Below are 15,479 nucleotides of genomic sequence, written 5' to 3'. Positions count from 1 at the left end.
CAGCGGCGGGCGGGGCTAGTTTCGCAAGATGCGCAGATCGTCCCTGTATTCACGACCCGCAGCTGTGATATGGACACGCGACAGGCGACGCCGACGCCTATTCCTGCGTCGCCGGCTCGCTGGACCCGGCGGCGATCGAAGCTGGTGTTCCTTCAAGCGCCTCTTCATGAAATTCGCCGATCAGGCTCATCGCCCGGCGCAGATGGCCGTCGGCGCGATCGAGCGCGGTCTGCGCCTCATCGGGCTGATAGCCCTGCAGCAGAAGAAAGGCGAGCTTGACGCTCCCCCCTGCCCTGCCCAGCGCCGCCTGCACATCTTCGTGGCCTCGGCCGCTCAGGCGCGAAAGGATCCTCTCGCTTCTACGGACGAGCTTCCGGTTGGAGGCCTGGACGTCCACCATCAGGCCGTCATAGACGCGCCCCAGCGAGATCATGACGAGCGAGGACAACAGCATCAGCGTGATGCGCTGCGCCGTTCCCGCTTTCATGCGCGTCGAACCGGCGATCGCTTCCGGGCCTGTATCGAGAAAGATCGCGTGATCGGCTTCCTTAAGGAGCGGCGTGTCCCGGTTGTTAGCGACGCCGACCGCAAGCGCGCCCGCTTCCCTCGCGGCGCGCAGACACGCCACCGTGAATGGCGTTGTGCCGCTCGCCGCCACCGCGATGGCGACGTCCGCCGGGCCGATGTCATGGCGCCGGACAAGCTCCACAGCCTGCGCCTCCTGATCTTCGGCGCCCTCGACAGCCTGGAGCAGGGCGTTCTTGCCGCCCGCCATGAACAGCAAGAGCCGCTCCTGCGGCCAACCGAATGTCGGCATGAGTTCCGCGCCGTCCTGGACGGCAAGGCGGCCGGAGGTCCCGGCCCCCATGTAAACGAGCCTGCCGCCGCGCTTCAGCCGCCGCTCTATCGCGAGGCCCGCGCTTTCGATGGCAGGATGCGCGGCCCGCACGGCCGCGACGGCCGCGAACTGCCCCTCGATCATCGCTTCCAATATCTCGGCCGGCTCCCAGAGGTCGATGTTGGCGTAACGGGGGCTCGGGCGTTCGGTTTCCATCGGCGTCATCACGGCGATCGGGAGAGTTTTGGGGATATGCCTATCTATGAAACATATTCAAGAGCAGCCCACGAGCGAGTTGGAGGCTGGCGCGCCGCGAGCTTTCACGAGGAACTTTCCCTCAACCCACGGTCATGTTCGCTTCACTTTCGATGTTATGCGATTATTGGACAATGGCTACCGCTAACAGCGCAAGAGAATGACCTTCGCCGACTTCCAGATGACCGCCGAACTGCGTACGGCGCCCGAGGCCGTGAGGCGGCAGGAGCAGGCGCTATCGAGCGTGCTCGCCGCGCTCGCCGCCCGGCTGCGGCGCAAACCTCCGCAAGTCGTCGTCACCTGCGCGCGGGGCAGTTCCGCGCATGCGGCGACCTTCGGCAAACATCTGATCGAGCGATATCTCGGAATTGTCGTCGCGGCGGCGGCGCCGAGCGTTACGACGATCTACCATCAGCGACTCGGTCTCGATGGCCAGTTCTTTCTGGCCATTTCCCAGTCCGGGAAAAGCGGCGACCTCATCGAGCAAGCGGTCGCCGCGCGGGAATCCGGCGCCGTAACCGCCTGCATTACCAATGACGCCGCAAGCGAGCTTGCGCAGAGCTGTGAGTTCGTTCTGCCGATGGAGGCCGGCCCGGAACTGAGCGTTCCGGCGACCAAGACGTTCATCGCGTCGATCGCGGTTCTGGCGCGGCTTACCGCCCTGTGGGCGGAACATGAGGCGCTTGCGGGCGCATTGCGGCGTTTGCCAGACCGGCTCGCCGCCGCGAATGAACTCGATTGGAGCAATTTGGTCGGCGCCCTCACCGGCGCATCGAGTCTTGTAACGATTGGACGAGGACCGACGCTCGCCATCGCACGGGAGGCGGCGTTGAAACTGAAGGAGACGTCAGGGCTGCACGCCGAAGCGTTTTCTTCGGCCGAATTCCAGCATGGACCGATCGCCCTCGTCTCGTCGGATTATCCGATCGTGATCTTCACGCCCACCGACGCCGCCGCCGCGGGAACGAAGCAGCTGGCGGAAAATCTGAAAGCCAAAGGCGCGGCGTTGTTCGCCACCGGCTCGAATGGCGCCGCTGGCCAACTCGAGACTCTCGCGCCCGATCAGCCTGAAGCCGACGCCATCTGTCAGATCCAAAGCTTCTACGGGATGGTCGTCCGCCTCGCCGCGGCGCGGGGCGTCAACGTGGACGAACCGCCTCACCTCCAAAAGATCACCCGCACGCGATGAGCGTTTCAGGACTTCACGCCATCGTTGCGGATTTCGTCTTCGATGGCGCGACGCTTCATCGAAACAGCGCCGTCCTCATCGATGATTCACAGATCGCGGCAGTCGCGCCGCGCGACGAAGTGTCCGCCTCGGTCGATGTTTTCGAAGCGCCGGAGGGCGCATGGCTGGCGCCGGGCTTCATCGACGCGCAGGTGAATGGCGGCGGCGATTGCTTGTTCAATGCCGATCCGACGCCCGAAGGCCTCGCGAAAATTGTCGCCGCCCATCGAAGGTTCGGCACGACGGCGCTGTTGCCGACGCTGATCACCGACACAGACGACGTCATGGCGGCGGCGTTGAGCGCCGTCGAGACGATGCTTCCACAAGAGCCGGGCATTCTGGGCATCCATCTCGAAGGTCCCTTTCTGTCGCCCGACAAGCCCGGGGTCCATCGCCGCGACCTCATTCGGCGTCCCGAACCGCATCACCTTCGAATGCTCGCCTCCTATAAGAAAGGCGTGTGGCTCGTCACCTTGGCGCCGGAAGTCGCGCCCGCGGGCTTCATTGCGGCACTCCTTGCCGCGGGCGCGAAAGTTTCGCTCGGCCATTCAATGGCGACCTATGCGCAGACCCGCGCCGCAATGGCGGAAGGGCTGACCGGCTTCACGCATTTGTTCAACGCCATGCGGCCGCTTACGGCCCGCGAGCCAGGGCCGATCGCGGCGGCGCTTGAGTCGCCGAACGCCTATTATGGAATCATCGTCGATGGCGAACATGTCGCCCCGGCGATGCTCGGGCTCGCAATCCGCGGCGCCGGCCATCCGATGCTGGTCACCGATGCGATGCCGCCCGTCGGCGGATGCAGGCATGAATTCGTGCTGCAGGGCGAAGCGATCACGGTTCGCGAGGGCCGCTGCGTCACGCCTGACGGCGTCCTTGCAGGATCGTCGCTCGACATGGCGAGCGCCGTAAGGAACTGCGTTCGTCTCTTGGAACTGCCGTTGGAACGCGCCTTACGTCTCGCCTCCGCTGAGCCGGCCGACTTCCTGGGCGTCGGGCATTTTCTTGGCCGACTCGCGCCGGGCTACCGCGCCGATGTCGTGGCGTTAAATCCGGCCGATCTGTCAGTCGTCGCGACATGGGTCGCCGGAAGAAATCCGATGATGGCGCGCGGAAGCTGAGAACCCGACATCGGATCTACAATTGCGTCTGAACCAACTTAAAAACGGACGCTTGTCTCGAGAATCGTATAGGCGCCCTTGCCATTATATTGGTCACGCACATAGCCGCCCGCGAGACTCGCATAGAACGGTCCGATCTCCATGAGCGTGACATGCGCTCCAAACATTGGCTGAAGGTCGCCCTTGTATGTATTCAGCGCCACATGCGGCCCAAAGAACAATTTCCCTTTGAGCAAAGCCGGGAGAGCCTCGTCGAAGGGGAATGAGACGCCCGGCTTCACTTCGAAATACCCCCATCGGAACGCAGTCGTATAGATAGATGAAGCGAAAAGCATCAGATGATCATTCGGCGTCGCCCTGAACTCCAGGCTGCCTAAAACGCCAAACTCAGTTCCCGCGAGAGCGCTTACGGCGTCTGGCGGAATGCGCAGCGCAGCGTTCCACAGATTCGCGCCGAGGTAACCTTCAGTGGTGATCCCTACCCCGAGATATCCGCTCAGTTCCCAACTTTTCTCGACAAAACCGTAGCCGATCTGCGCGCCGACGAAACCATCTGACCCGAAATATTTACCCACCGTGACGACATCGGGAAGCGCTGTGCCGTCCGCCTGCATCGCGTCGGCAATTACATTCTCTACGTCGCTTCCCTTCACGTCATAAGCATAGCCCCCGAAGCCGCCGGTCGCTCGAAGACGCCACCCGGACTCTTCAAGAGAAGAGTCGATTGCGGCCGTTGCCGTAAGCCACTCGTACCAAGAGCGTCGAGTGGTGCCCCACGACCAGGAATCGAACGACAGGCGCGGTTGTCGTTTCGCTGGCTGGGCGATCGCGCCTTTCGAAGCCCCTTGCTCAGCCAGGTTCGCAACATCGACCGCTTTCGGCGACATCAAGAGCGAACAGATTGCTGCAACGCTGCTCGCGCAATTCATCCTTGGGCTCCCGAGCTCTCGCTGAGCCTAGCCTCGATCGAGCGATTTTCGTCAAGATTTGAAGAAAGCACGGATATTTTCAACCCAAGTGCTTTTTTGGCAACACCTGTGCGTCGAAACCCTAACGCGCGCCAGCCGCCAAGGCGCGTCAGCAAAGGCCATTCTGTTTGATCTCGTCCGAGCGCGCCATCACCGCCATTGGACGCATCGGCGTCGCGCGACGCAAAAAATTGTCGCCATCCGCATCGGCCTTAGCGATAATGCCGATGACGTCCGTGGTCATTGAATCGCCCATTCCCCACGCATGAACGCATCGAATATCAAGAGTCGATATTGGCTTCAGCTGGAAGCCAGTCACGAGCCTGGGGCCTGGAAGGTTCTAGACGCCGCCTACGGCGATCTCGCGCGCGCTTACCATAGTTGGCGCCATATTGGCGATCTTTTGCGAGCCTTCGACGAACTTGCTGCGCTGGCGACGCGGCCAGAGCTGATCATGACGGCCATCTTCTGGCACGACGTGGTCTATCGGACACGCGGCGCTGGCCAAAGCCGACGCGCGGATTTCCTCAATGTTCGGGACAGCGCGGAGATGTTTCGACGTCATACGCGTATGACTTCGGCCGACGCCGAGGCTGTTCATGAGCTGATTATGGCGACGACCAATCATCTTGAGGCGAAGCCCAGCCAAGAGCGCTATCCCGGTTTCTCCCAGGATTTCGACCTTTTCGTCGATCTCGACCTCAGCCCACTCGCGCTGCCGTGGGAACAGTTCGCCTCGAACTTTGAAGACATACGATTTGAATTCATTTGGATTCCGGAAGATGTCTTCAATGCCGGCCAGGCCGCCTTTCTCAAAAATCTGCTCGCTCACGGCGACAGGCTCTTCCGCCTGCCGGAGACGATCGCAATGTGGAGGTCCGCGGCTTTGACCAACATCAGGCGCTGCCTGAACAACCTCTCAGCTGGCGATGCGACGCCAGCGGCGTGACTCGGAAACGGCGATCCAATTCGTTAGCGCGTTGAGATGTATCGGAGAACCCCTTTTAGGCTCGCAGGCTCCGCGCTTAAGACGCGAAGCTCTACGCCGATCGGATGCTTCGGCAGTCCGTTTGTGATCGGAGACGTTCAAGATCGGTCGCAAAGCGTCTCTAAGTTCGACGATGTTGGCGACTTGACCTGGTCCCCTGATCTCGCCAGATGAGTTGTGAGTAGCGATCAGCGGGCCAGCGCGCCATGCGAGCGCATGCTTTCGCACCCGTCATTTATCAACCAAGTGATTTAGCGGTGAGCAGCTAGGGGGATAAATCTCATGGCTTCAACGCAGTCGACGCCAGCCGGGCGGCGCGCCAACGGAAAATGGAAAATAGCAATTTGGCTCGTCATTTTCATTCTGCTGTTTTTCGTACTGCTGGCGTTGTTGAATAACTTCAACTACTCGGTAGGCGCCCGGACCGGCGTCCTCAGTAAGCTCTCCACGAGAGGCGTCGCCTGTCGCACAACTGAAGGCCAATTGGCGCTTCCCAATTTTTCGAGATCAACCGATCGACGTCCGCGCAATCAGGAATTCGATAACACATTCAATTTTTCGGTTCCTGACGCCGACGTGAGGAAGCAGCTGGAAGCCATTCCCGCCGGTCAGACTGTCACGCTTGATTATCACCAGAAGCTTTTTGCTCTGGACTGGCCGCTGCCCTTCCTATGCGTACGCAGAACTGCCTTTGAAATCGTCGGGGTGAGACCAGGGCCTGCGTCCCCTGTCGCTCCCCCCGCTGCCGTCGGGCCGTGAAATCGAGCGACCGTCGGATCGCCTTCAGAAAAGGATCAGGACGCCTCTACGGCGTCTCGGCAAAAATGCCATAGGCGATCGAGAGAACGACCGTCGCGGGCACCGCGAGCACAACGCCCATCGCTCCAAAGAGCGAACCGAAGGCGAGCATGCAAAACAGCAGCACGACCGGCGACACGCTCAGGGAGCGGCTCTGCAGATATGGCGTGATCAAATAGCCTTCGATGAAACTCGCGGAGCCGATTGCAAGCGCCGCGAGGGCCGCGTTGTCTATTCCGTGCGGCAGAGCGACGAGCACGCCAACGATCATGGCGATGATCGAGCCGAAGTAAGGAACAAACGCCAAAGCGCCGCTGATCGTCGCGAGCGCCAGCGGCGCCGGAACGCCGAACGCCCAGAGCGCCGCGCCTGCGAAAAACGCGTTCATGGCGACGACGTAAAGCTGGATGTAGAGCCACTGTCGCAGCGAAGCGCCTGATCGTTTGAGAAACAACGCCATGTCGGGTCGCCGCGAAGCAGGCGTCAGCGCAAGCAGGCCCGCCGCATGCCTTTCTGGATCGGCGGCAAGATAGGCGGCGCCAATGATGGCGAAAATTCCATAGGCGAGTCCATTGCCGAGCGACCCGAGAACCGCGCCAAACTGCTGGGCGACGGGGGTCGTCATTTTGGAGAAGTCCACGTGAACGACGAATTTCTCAACGAAGCGACCCCACGGGTGCTCATCCAGCGTGCGCTCGATCAGAGCGATGGCTGCGGGAACGTCGAGGGCGACCTCGTCATATTGGCGCACGAGCTGGCCGCCAAACAGCATCAACGCCAGAACGATGGACGCGAGCGCGCCGAGCGCGACGACGCCGAGCGACAAGCCCCGAGAGAGGCCAAGCCGCGTGGAGACTTGCTCGGCGACGCCGCGCCAGGCGAGCGCAACGAGAATTGTGGCGAAAACTGCTGGGATAAGGTCGGTCAGCTTCCACAGGACGAATGAGACCGCGACGGTCGCCGCCGCGATCGTCGCCACGATGGCCGTCCGCGACGCGAAGTCGCCCTGATCGCCGCTCTTGTTCAGAAAGTTGATTCTCATGCCGCGCTCGCACTGCTTTTGTCGGTGATCATAAGCGCCCGCACGCGCCGGGAAAAGCAGCCGTCGAGCCGATAATTTATAGTCGCGCAGTATGACGGCGGAGATTCAAGCTGCATCGATCGAGATGGTTGACGGATCAAACGCTTAATGCGTCGGCTCCTATGCGGTCACCCCTCAGGTGAAACGGCCTCACGACGCGCGCGGGACATTAGTGACGGCAAGACTTCCCGCTCGAACGATCTCGCACGCGTCCTATTGCTGCGTCGCGGACGAATTCGGCGCGACGACGAACAGCGGAAGCTCCTGGTTGATTTCAAAGTGCTGGCCCGCCTCGGCGTTGCGCGAAACGACCTTGCCTTCGACCGGCGAGATGATCTCCGTCATCGCAAGATCGTTCTGCGCCGCCGCAAGCGCCTTCTGGATCTGCGCGACGTCAGCTTCGTCAGCGGCGGCCCGCGCCTTCGCTCTTTCGTAGATGGCGCGCGATCTGTCGAGCGCCGCGCGGGACTTGGCGCCGCGTGCGCTCAGATCCCGCCTTCGCTCGAAATCTTGCCGCGCGCGCAGCAGGGCGTCTGCGCTCCTGTCGCGCCGCTGCTGAGCGTTTGCGAGAGTCGACTTTTCGCGATCCACCACAGCCTCGAAAGGCCGCGGATCGATCTTGCCGCAGAGCTGGCCCGCTTTGACTGCCGCGTCCGGCTCGCAGAACAGCGCATCGATTCTCCCGGACACCCGCGCGCCGAAGGTCACTGGCGTCGGCGCATCCGCCCTCTCCGTCGCTGCGCCCGAACGGATCGGCGCGCGCTCGCGCAGGTCTTCACTCACATATTGATCGGCGGCGCCTCGATGCAGATACGAATACACTTCTCCAGCGATCAGGCCCAACACCGCAAGCCCTCCCAACGCCCCTTGCCAGGCGCCCGAGCGGCGAGAAGCCGGCGACGATGAGGTTTGCGCGACGGCGCGTTGAATCTCCAGAGGGAGGGGCTCGGCCGGCGGTTCAGAATCCGGCGACGAGCGACGCCTGGACCGATAGGCGCGAATGATGAATTTTTCCGCCTCGACGATGAGGAAGAACGCGAAGCCGCCGATAAACAGCCACGGCCAAACGTCGAGGGGAATGGCGGCGACGCCGAACAATTGCTGCAGCGGCGGCGCATAAGTGAACAGAAGCTGGAGAATGATGACCGCGCCGACGCCGAGCGGCAGGTAACGGTTGCCGAGATGCGCGGCGATCGAAAGCGACGAATCCGTCTTGAAGCGGCTGTTGAGCAGGTAAAACACCTGGCCGATGACCAGCGCATTGACCGCTACCGCGCGCGCAAGTTCGTCAGCGGCGTCCTGCGACTTCATCCAGAAGAACGCCGATAGGGTGAGAGCCAGCAGCGCCAAGCCAACGAAGATAACCCGCCATATCGCGAAGTTGTCGAGAATCGGCCGCGACACCGCGCGCGGGGGACGTTGCATCACGTCGAGTTCGTGCGGCTCGAAGGAGATGACGAGCCCGAGCGCCACTGAAGTCACCATGTTGACCCAAAGGATCTGCGGAGCCGTGATCGGCAGAACGAAGCCGACGACGATCGCGACGAGGATGACCAACGCCTGGGCGACGTTGGTCGGCAACATGAAAAGAAGCGCCTTCTCAATGTTGTTGTAGACCGTCCGCCCTTCACGGACCGCCGCTGTGATCGACGCGAAATTGTCGTCGGCGAGCACCATCGCCGCGGCTTCCTTCGTGACCTCGGTGCCTTTGATGCCCATCGCCACGCCGATATCGGCGCGTTTGAGCGCCGGCGCGTCGTTCACGCCGTCGCCGGTCATCGCCACGACCTGGCCGTTCGCCTGAATCGCCTTCACGAGCCGCAGCTTATGCTCGGGACTGGCGCGCGCGAAAACGTCGACGTTGCGCACCTTCTCCTGGAGTTCTCCGTCATTCATCGCTTCGATTTCGGCGCCGGCGACCGCGGTTCTTCCATCGCCGATGCCGAGCATCTTGGCGATCGCCGCCGCAGTGATCTTGTGATCGCCCGTGATCATCGTCACCCGAATGCCGCCATTGTGGCATTCGGCGACCGCCTCGACCGCTTCCTTGCGCGGCGGGTCCATCAGTCCGACCAGCCCCAACAGGATGAGGTCGCGCGGCAAATCCTCAGGCGCCAGACTCGTGGTCCCAAAACGCGGATTGGGCAGCCAGGCTAGTCCCAGCACGCGTTCGCCCTGGGCCGCGAGCCGATCCGACGCCTCCATCCAGTATTCGCGCATCAGCGGCGCGGGAACGCTCTCAGTTTCCTGCCGGCTGCAGTGCGCAAGAATGACTTCGGGCGCTCCCTTGACGAGCAGCATGCGGCCGCCGCCTGCGTCCTCATGCAAGGTCGCCATGAATTTATGTTCGGACTCAAAGGGTATGGCGTCGATCCTGCGCCGCCCCGCTCTTTCGGCTTGCCGGTCGAACCCCAGTTTGGCGGCGAAGGGATAAAGCGCCGCCTCGGTGGGATCGCCTTCGACCTTCCACGCGCCGTCCGAATGGCGCAGCTCGGAGTCGTTGCAAAGCGCGGAAACCATGGCCATGCGCTTGAGGACAACGCTTTGGCCCGCCGGCTCGCCGTCGAGCAGCACCTCGCCTTCGTTCGCATAACCGTCGCCCGTGACGTGATAGTGAGAAGTTGCGCTGACCGCCGAAGCGACCATCATTTCCATGAGCGTCAACGTGCCGGTCTTGTCGGAACAAATTCGCGATACCGATCCGAGCGTCTCCACTGCGGGAAGCCTGCGGATGATGGCGTTGCGCTGCGCCATCCGCTGCACCCCGATCGCCATCGTGATCGTGATCAGCGCGGGCAAGCCTTCGGGAATCACCGAGACGGCGATCCCGACCACCGCTTGAAACGCCTCGACGAACGGCAGGTCGCGCACCCACCGCCCATAGGCGAAGATCAGGACGCTGATGACGCCGATCACTTTCGCGATCGTGTGTCCGAACTGCTTGATCTGGCGCAGCAGCGGCGTCTCGAGCACATTAACCGTCGCGAGCATCTGATTGATGCGGCCGAGTTCCGTCGCAGCGCCCGTGCCGACAACGATCCCGACGGCGCGTCCCGAGACGACCAGCGTGCCTGAGAACGCCATGTTCTCGCGATCTCCGACCGTCGAATTTTCCGGCGTCGGATCCGTCGACTTGTCCGCCGGCACGGACTCCCCCGTCAGGGCGGCTTCGTCCGTCCGCAGGTTTTTCACCTCGATGAGTCGAATGTCCGCGGGTATGCGGTCGCCTGATTCGAGAAGCACGACGTCGCCTGGAACGAGTTCCTCCGCGGCGACGACACGCGTTTCGCCATCGCGCAAAGTGCGAGCCTCGGAAGAGAGCATGTTGCGGATCGAATCCAGCGCCTTCTCGGCCTTGCCCTCCTGGATGAAGCCGAGCAGCGCATTGATGACGACGACGCCCGTGATGATCGATGCGTCGAGCCAAAGTCCGAGCATCAGCTTGATGAAGCCGGCGGCAAGCAGGACATAAACAAGGACGTTGTCGAATTGCAGCAGGAACCGCATCAGCGGTCCGCGTTTGGAGCCTTCAGGCAACCGGTTCGGGCCGTATTTCGCGAGGCGTCGGTCCGCCTCGTCGCGCGCGAGCCCTTCCGCAGGGTCGCTCTTGAGACGACGAATCGTCTCGTCGACGGCCACCGCATGCCAGGGCGGAGTTTGCGCCGCGTCTCGATCGGTCACTGATTGAGCCTCCCGCCTATCGAAACCCACGCGATCTTGTCGGATCGCCGCACTACAGTAAAGTTAAGAAATGGCCAGTCGTCACGCGTGACGGCTGAAGGAGCGTTACGACGTCTCGCCGTCAGCGACTGCGAGACGTCCGGCTTCGATACGAACGTCGCGTGCGAGCAAGCCGCGTTGCAAGAGGCGCCTTTCTGGAGACGTCCAATGGCAAAAGATGGCGAAACGCCAATGAAGCGCAAAGAGTATGAGGCGGCGCTGAGGAAGTTGCAGGTGGAGCTTTGCGCCCTGCAGGACTGGGTCAAGGCGACGGGCCAGCGTGTGGTCGTGGTCTTCGAGGGACGCGACGCGGCCGGCAAGGGCGGCGTCATCAAGGCGATCACCGAACGGGTGAGCCACCGCGTCTTCCGGGTGATGGCGCTGCCGGCGCCCTCCGATCGCGAGAAGACGCAGTTGTATCTGCAGCGCTATGTGTCTCTGCTCCCGGCGGCGGGCGAAATCGTGATTTTCGATCGCAGCTGGTACAATCGGGCCGGCGTGGAATACGTCATGGGGTTTTGCACCGAAGCGCAGCATCGTCGATTTCTCGAAATCTGTCCCGAGTTCGAACTCCTGATCGTCGACGACGGCATTCTGCTCATCAAATATTGGTTGGAAGTGAGCGAGGACGAGCAGAAGCGCCGCTTCGACGCGCGCATCGACGATCCTTTACGCCAATGGAAGCTTAGTCCGATGGACTTGGCCTCGCGATGCAGATGGTACGACTATTCGCGAGCGAGAGACATGATGTTCAAGGCGACCGATACGAAATTCGCTCCCTGGCATATAGTGCCTTCGGACGACAAGCGGCGAGCCCGCCTCAACTGCATAAGCCATCTCCTCAAGTCCATTCCCTATGAAAAGGTCGAACGTGAAAAGGCGAAACTTCCGAAGCGCTCGACGGAGCGCGCCTATGACGATCTCGCATCGCTGCAAGGATTGAGGTTCGTGCCGGAAAGATACTGACGCGGCAGCCTGAATTCGTCTCGTGGCTCAAGTGCTTGCCCGCGCCTGGTCTCCCTGACGCGGCAGATCGAGATAGCGCGCGCCAACGCAGCCTATGAGGCGGACAAGGGCCCGTACCCCTAGCTTTTCAACGTCTCCCGGGAGGCGCTCTTGGCCGCCCGGGACAATTGCGAAGCTTTCCCGGTTATGCAAAATTGTCGTGTGATAATCCATTGGGAGGAACACATGACTACCGAAAATTTTGACGAGAGCTCTCAACTCTCGCGTCGCTCGCTGCTGACCGCGCTTTTTGCGACAGCGGTCGCGGCGCCGATCGCGGCTCTGGTTCCTGACGACGCCGAAGCACAGGAGCGGCAGTTCACCACCTTCCATCATCAGCCGCGCTCCCCTCGTCCGCGCAGCGCCGCCAGAGGCAGGCGTCGCCATCGCCGAGTCGCGCGCGTCCGCCGCACCGGACCGACGCAGTCGACCGCTCCGGAGCCGTCGGAGAAGCCGGCGCAGTAAGTACGGACGGCCGGAACAGGGCGCGCGGTCTTCTCGCAAGACCCGCGCGCTTCGCTCAACGGATTCGCTCAAAGGAGCGGAACGGAGAGCGGATAGCGGTCCCGGCAGCGCCACGAACAGCGCCTCGCGGTCAGATCCCTTCCAGCAATGCGTCGAGGTCAAGAGACGAGCGGACGCCGACGTCGCGCTCATGACGGTCGAGGAATTCTTGGGCCGACCGGCGACCCTCGTCGCGCAGCATGCAGAGGAAATCCCATTCCGCGATCAATTTGGAGGATGCGCTGAGCTGCGTCATCATCTCCGTCGAAATCCGGTGGATGCGCATCCCTGCCCAGCGTGCGCCTTCCTCGTCTCCGGGATTGGCGGCCCGGCGCAATAAGGCGATCATGCGCAGTTCCTTCAGCAGAACCCCGTTGAACGACACTTCGTTGAGGCGATTCAATATTTCGGTCGCCGAGCGCGGCGTGTTCTTGCGTTCGATCGGATTGATCTGGACGAGGATCGTATCGGTCGACGCGCATTCGCGAACGAGCGGCGTAATCGTCGGATTGCCGGAATAGCCGCCGTCCCAATAGGCTTCGCCGTCGATCTCGACGGCCTGGAACATGGTCGGCAGGCATGCCGAAGCCAGAAGCGCTTCCGGCGTGACGTCTGCGTTTCTGAACACGCGGGCGCGGCCTGTCGAAACGCTCGTGGCGGTGACGAAAAGCATGATCCGCGCGCGCGCAAGCCGCTTGAAATCGACCGTTTCCGCCAGGATGTCGCGCAGCGGATTGACGCCCTTGGGATTGAGATCATAGGGCGAGAATAGGCGCGACATGATGTCGGTCATGACGAAGAAAGGCGAAGCGTCGAGCGTCCAGCGACCCATCAGCGCATCGATCGGATTACGCTGCAACGGACTGAGCCGCGCCGCCTGCGACACGCGCCGCCAGAAAAGCTCAAGGGCGGCACGCGCGCCGTTTGCGCCATTATCGACATAGCCGCTGATCAGCGCCGCCGCATTCATTGCGCCGGCCGATGTGCCCGATATTCCTTCGATCTGCAGCCAGCGCTCTTCCAGCAAACGGTCCAGAACGCCCCAAGTGAAGGCGCCATGCGCGCCGCCGCCTTGCAAGGCGAGGTCCACAGAAACCATATCGCGCGTCATTCCGCAACGCTCCACCTCTGCGTCAGCGTCCGATCAATTCGAATCTCCGCCAAACTTCCGGCGCCCAGCTAAGGAGGCGCCTGCTAACTTTCCAACGCGCAAGATCGATTAATTCAGTGGGCCCGGCTCGAATGGGACTATAGTTTGCGGGCGCGCGTTTATTTGGGCAAGCCGCTTTTGCGCGCAGCCGACGGACTTCGGCGGGCCATTTTTCGGATGATTCAAGGACAGACAATGCTGGGCATGGCGCTCAAAACGGCCAAGTGGTTCTTCATCCTTCTGAGCCTGTTCGTCGTCGCGTTTCTCGCCGTGCGCATCTACAACTCTCAGCGCGGACTGCCGCTGGAAGTGTGGCATACATACGTGCCGCAAGAGTTGAGCGACAAAGAATTGGACGCCGCCGATTGGGACGCCTATCTCCAGGCGGAGGCGAAAATATTCGACTCCCTGCGCGTCAACGTCAGCCAGCGACTGACGCCGGAGGAGCAGGTTCCCTTCAATCGCTACTTTGAAGGCAGTCCCGTCTATCCGGGGCATTTTTCGCAGGACTGGAACCGGTCTTATCTCCTCGAACCCGCAGGGCAGCCGGTCGGCGCGGTCGTTCTCCTGCATGGATTGACCGATTCGCCCTACAGTCTGCGCCACATAGCCTCACGCTATCGCGACCGCGGATTCGTCGCTGTCGCGATACGACTGCCCGCACATGGCACCGTGCCCGCGGCATTGACCGATGTGAAATGGATGACCTGGTTGGCCGCGACCCGTCTTGCCGTGAGGGAAGCGCGGCGTCGCGCGCCCGAACCGGCTCCTTTACATATCGTGGGGTTCTCGAACGGCGGTTCGCTTGCGCTCAAATATACGCTCGATGCTATCGAGGATAAACGGCTCCCCCGGGTGGACCGTCTGATCCTGATCTCGCCCATGGTGGGCATCACGAGGTTCGCGCGCTTCGCCGGACTGGCGGGTCTGCCGGCCGTGCTTCCCGCCTTCGCCAAGGCGGCTTGGCTGAGCAGGCTGCCTGAGTTCAATCCGTTTAAGTATAATTCCTTTCCCGTGAATGGCGCGCGCCAATCCTATCGCCTCACTGACGGGCTCGGAACGCAGATGTCGCTGGCCCGACGCGAGGGGCGACTCGCCGAGCTGCCGCCGATCCTGACGTTCCAGTCCGTTATGGATTTCACGGTCAGCACGCAGGCGGTCCTATCCGGTCTTTATGATCATGTGCCCGCGAACGGCAGCGAACTCGTCCTGTTCGACGTGAATCGGAACGTCAAATTCGGTCCGCTGCTTCGACCCTCCGCTGAAACCGCGCTCTCGCGGATCGTGCCTCCGGGCGTGCGAACCTATCGTTTGACGGTCGTAACGAACGCCGGCGAAGGAACCGACGATGCGCTGGAGCGCGTCGTCGAGGCCGGGGAGACGGAAGAGCGGAATCAACTGCTGGGGCTCCAATACCCCAAAGGCGTTTTCTCGCTCTCGCATGTCGCCTTGCCCTTCCCGCTCAGCGACTCTCTCTATGGGCTTACGCCGGATCCAACCGAAGACTTTGGCGTTCACCTGGGATCGCTGGCGCCACGCGGCGAACGCGGGACGCTGATCGTCAGTCTGGACGCGCTATTGCGCATGTCGTCGAACCCGTTCTTTCCCTATATGGCGCAGCGCATTGAGGAGCGCCTTCCGCCGCGTCAAGACGGCGCGACCGATCTCAACGGCGAGCGCCTGCAGTCGCCGCAACAGACGGCTCCGGGAGCGCCGCCCCATCGCCCGACGAGCGTGACGCCTGCAGGTCCTGCCGGAGCGGCCGCGGCGCGGCCTTCAAGAAAGCGCTCGCCGCGTTGAAGGAATGACGTTCGCGAAACGGC

At 62.2% G+C, this 15,479-nt stretch carries 13 protein-coding genes; 6 read left to right on the top strand and 7 right to left on the bottom strand.

All coding sequences use genetic code 11. From position 1 onward, the window contains the following. Nucleotides 1-97 precede the first annotated feature (97 nt). Complete coding sequence (locus AC0X69_RS17800) at nucleotides 98-1,054, bottom strand: N-acetylmuramic acid 6-phosphate etherase (RefSeq protein ID WP_482613436.1); 957 nt, start codon at nucleotides 1,052-1,054, stop codon at nucleotides 98-100. A gap of 199 nt (nucleotides 1,055-1,253) precedes the next feature. On the opposite strand from AC0X69_RS17800, the gene AC0X69_RS17795 reads away from it, so the two are divergent. Both AC0X69_RS17795 and nagA read left to right on the top strand, forming a co-directional pair. Further along, the gene (locus AC0X69_RS17795; protein ID WP_482609370.1) at nucleotides 1,254-2,282 is read left to right on the top strand and encodes an SIS domain-containing protein; all 1,029 of its coding nucleotides are present in this window, start codon (nucleotides 1,254-1,256) and stop codon (nucleotides 2,280-2,282) included. Next, nucleotides 2,279-3,442 (top strand): N-acetylglucosamine-6-phosphate deacetylase, encoded by a 1,164-nt coding sequence (nagA, locus tag AC0X69_RS17790; RefSeq protein ID WP_482609368.1) that lies wholly within the window; start codon nucleotides 2,279-2,281, stop codon nucleotides 3,440-3,442. Before AC0X69_RS17795 ends, nagA begins: the two co-directional genes overlap by 4 nt. A 38-nt stretch (nucleotides 3,443-3,480) precedes the next feature. Here the strand turns inward: nagA and bcsS are convergent, their stop codons facing one another. The 3 genes from bcsS to AC0X69_RS17775 all read right to left on the bottom strand — a co-directional run bounded on the left by bcsS (nucleotide 3,481) and on the right by AC0X69_RS17775 (nucleotide 5,242). Continuing rightward, on the bottom strand, nucleotides 3,481-4,095 hold the full coding sequence (bcsS, locus tag AC0X69_RS17785) for a cellulose biosynthesis protein BcsS (RefSeq protein ID WP_482609366.1): 615 nt from the start codon (nucleotides 4,093-4,095) through the stop codon (nucleotides 3,481-3,483). Between the two features lie 424 nt (nucleotides 4,096-4,519). Next, nucleotides 4,520-4,654 (bottom strand): hypothetical protein, encoded by a 135-nt coding sequence (locus AC0X69_RS17780; protein ID WP_482609364.1) that lies wholly within the window; start codon nucleotides 4,652-4,654, stop codon nucleotides 4,520-4,522. Between the two features lie 96 nt (nucleotides 4,655-4,750). After that, nucleotides 4,751-5,242, bottom strand: coding sequence for a hypothetical protein (locus AC0X69_RS17775; protein WP_482609362.1), 492 nt, complete (start codon nucleotides 5,240-5,242; stop codon nucleotides 4,751-4,753). Between the two features lie 438 nt (nucleotides 5,243-5,680). Here AC0X69_RS17775 and AC0X69_RS17770 point away from each other — a divergent pair, with 438 nt between their 5' ends. Next, on the top strand, nucleotides 5,681-6,157 hold the full coding sequence (locus tag AC0X69_RS17770; protein ID WP_482609360.1) for a hypothetical protein: 477 nt from the start codon (nucleotides 5,681-5,683) through the stop codon (nucleotides 6,155-6,157). A 46-nt stretch (nucleotides 6,158-6,203) separates the two neighbouring features. Here AC0X69_RS17770 and AC0X69_RS17765 read toward each other — a convergent pair whose 3' ends face one another. Together AC0X69_RS17765 and AC0X69_RS17760 are read right to left on the bottom strand one after the other, a co-directional pair. Continuing rightward, on the bottom strand, nucleotides 6,204-7,238 hold the full coding sequence (locus AC0X69_RS17765) for an AI-2E family transporter (protein ID WP_482609358.1): 1,035 nt from the start codon (nucleotides 7,236-7,238) through the stop codon (nucleotides 6,204-6,206). 252 nt (nucleotides 7,239-7,490) lie between these two features. Then, nucleotides 7,491-10,958 carry an HAD-IC family P-type ATPase gene (locus AC0X69_RS17760; protein WP_482609356.1) on the bottom strand — a complete coding sequence of 1,156 codons (3,468 nt, stop codon included), beginning with the start codon at nucleotides 10,956-10,958 and terminating at the stop codon, nucleotides 7,491-7,493. 207 nt (nucleotides 10,959-11,165) lie between these two features. On the opposite strand from AC0X69_RS17760, the gene ppk2 reads away from it, so the two are divergent. Together ppk2 and AC0X69_RS17750 are read left to right on the top strand one after the other, a co-directional pair. Beyond that, nucleotides 11,166-11,963 (top strand): polyphosphate kinase 2, encoded by a 798-nt coding sequence (gene ppk2, locus AC0X69_RS17755; RefSeq protein ID WP_482609355.1) that lies wholly within the window; start codon nucleotides 11,166-11,168, stop codon nucleotides 11,961-11,963. A gap of 225 nt (nucleotides 11,964-12,188) precedes the next feature. Then, nucleotides 12,189-12,467, top strand: a complete 279-nt coding sequence (locus tag AC0X69_RS17750; RefSeq protein WP_482609353.1) for a hypothetical protein — start codon at nucleotides 12,189-12,191, stop codon at nucleotides 12,465-12,467. A 130-nt stretch (nucleotides 12,468-12,597) separates the two neighbouring features. Here AC0X69_RS17750 and AC0X69_RS17745 read toward each other — a convergent pair whose 3' ends face one another. Then, nucleotides 12,598-13,617 carry a patatin-like phospholipase family protein gene (locus tag AC0X69_RS17745; RefSeq protein WP_482609351.1) on the bottom strand — a complete coding sequence of 340 codons (1,020 nt, stop codon included), beginning with the start codon at nucleotides 13,615-13,617 and terminating at the stop codon, nucleotides 12,598-12,600. A gap of 234 nt (nucleotides 13,618-13,851) precedes the next feature. Here AC0X69_RS17745 and AC0X69_RS17740 point away from each other — a divergent pair, with 234 nt between their 5' ends. After that, nucleotides 13,852-15,456, top strand: coding sequence for an alpha/beta hydrolase (locus AC0X69_RS17740; protein ID WP_482609349.1), 1,605 nt, complete (start codon nucleotides 13,852-13,854; stop codon nucleotides 15,454-15,456). Nucleotides 15,457-15,479 lie beyond the last annotated feature (23 nt).

This window comes from Methylocystis sp. Uni0008, assembly GCF_056838045.1.
The sequence above is the reverse complement of the archived record's forward strand: the minus strand, read 5'-3'. Positions and strand labels throughout refer to the sequence as shown.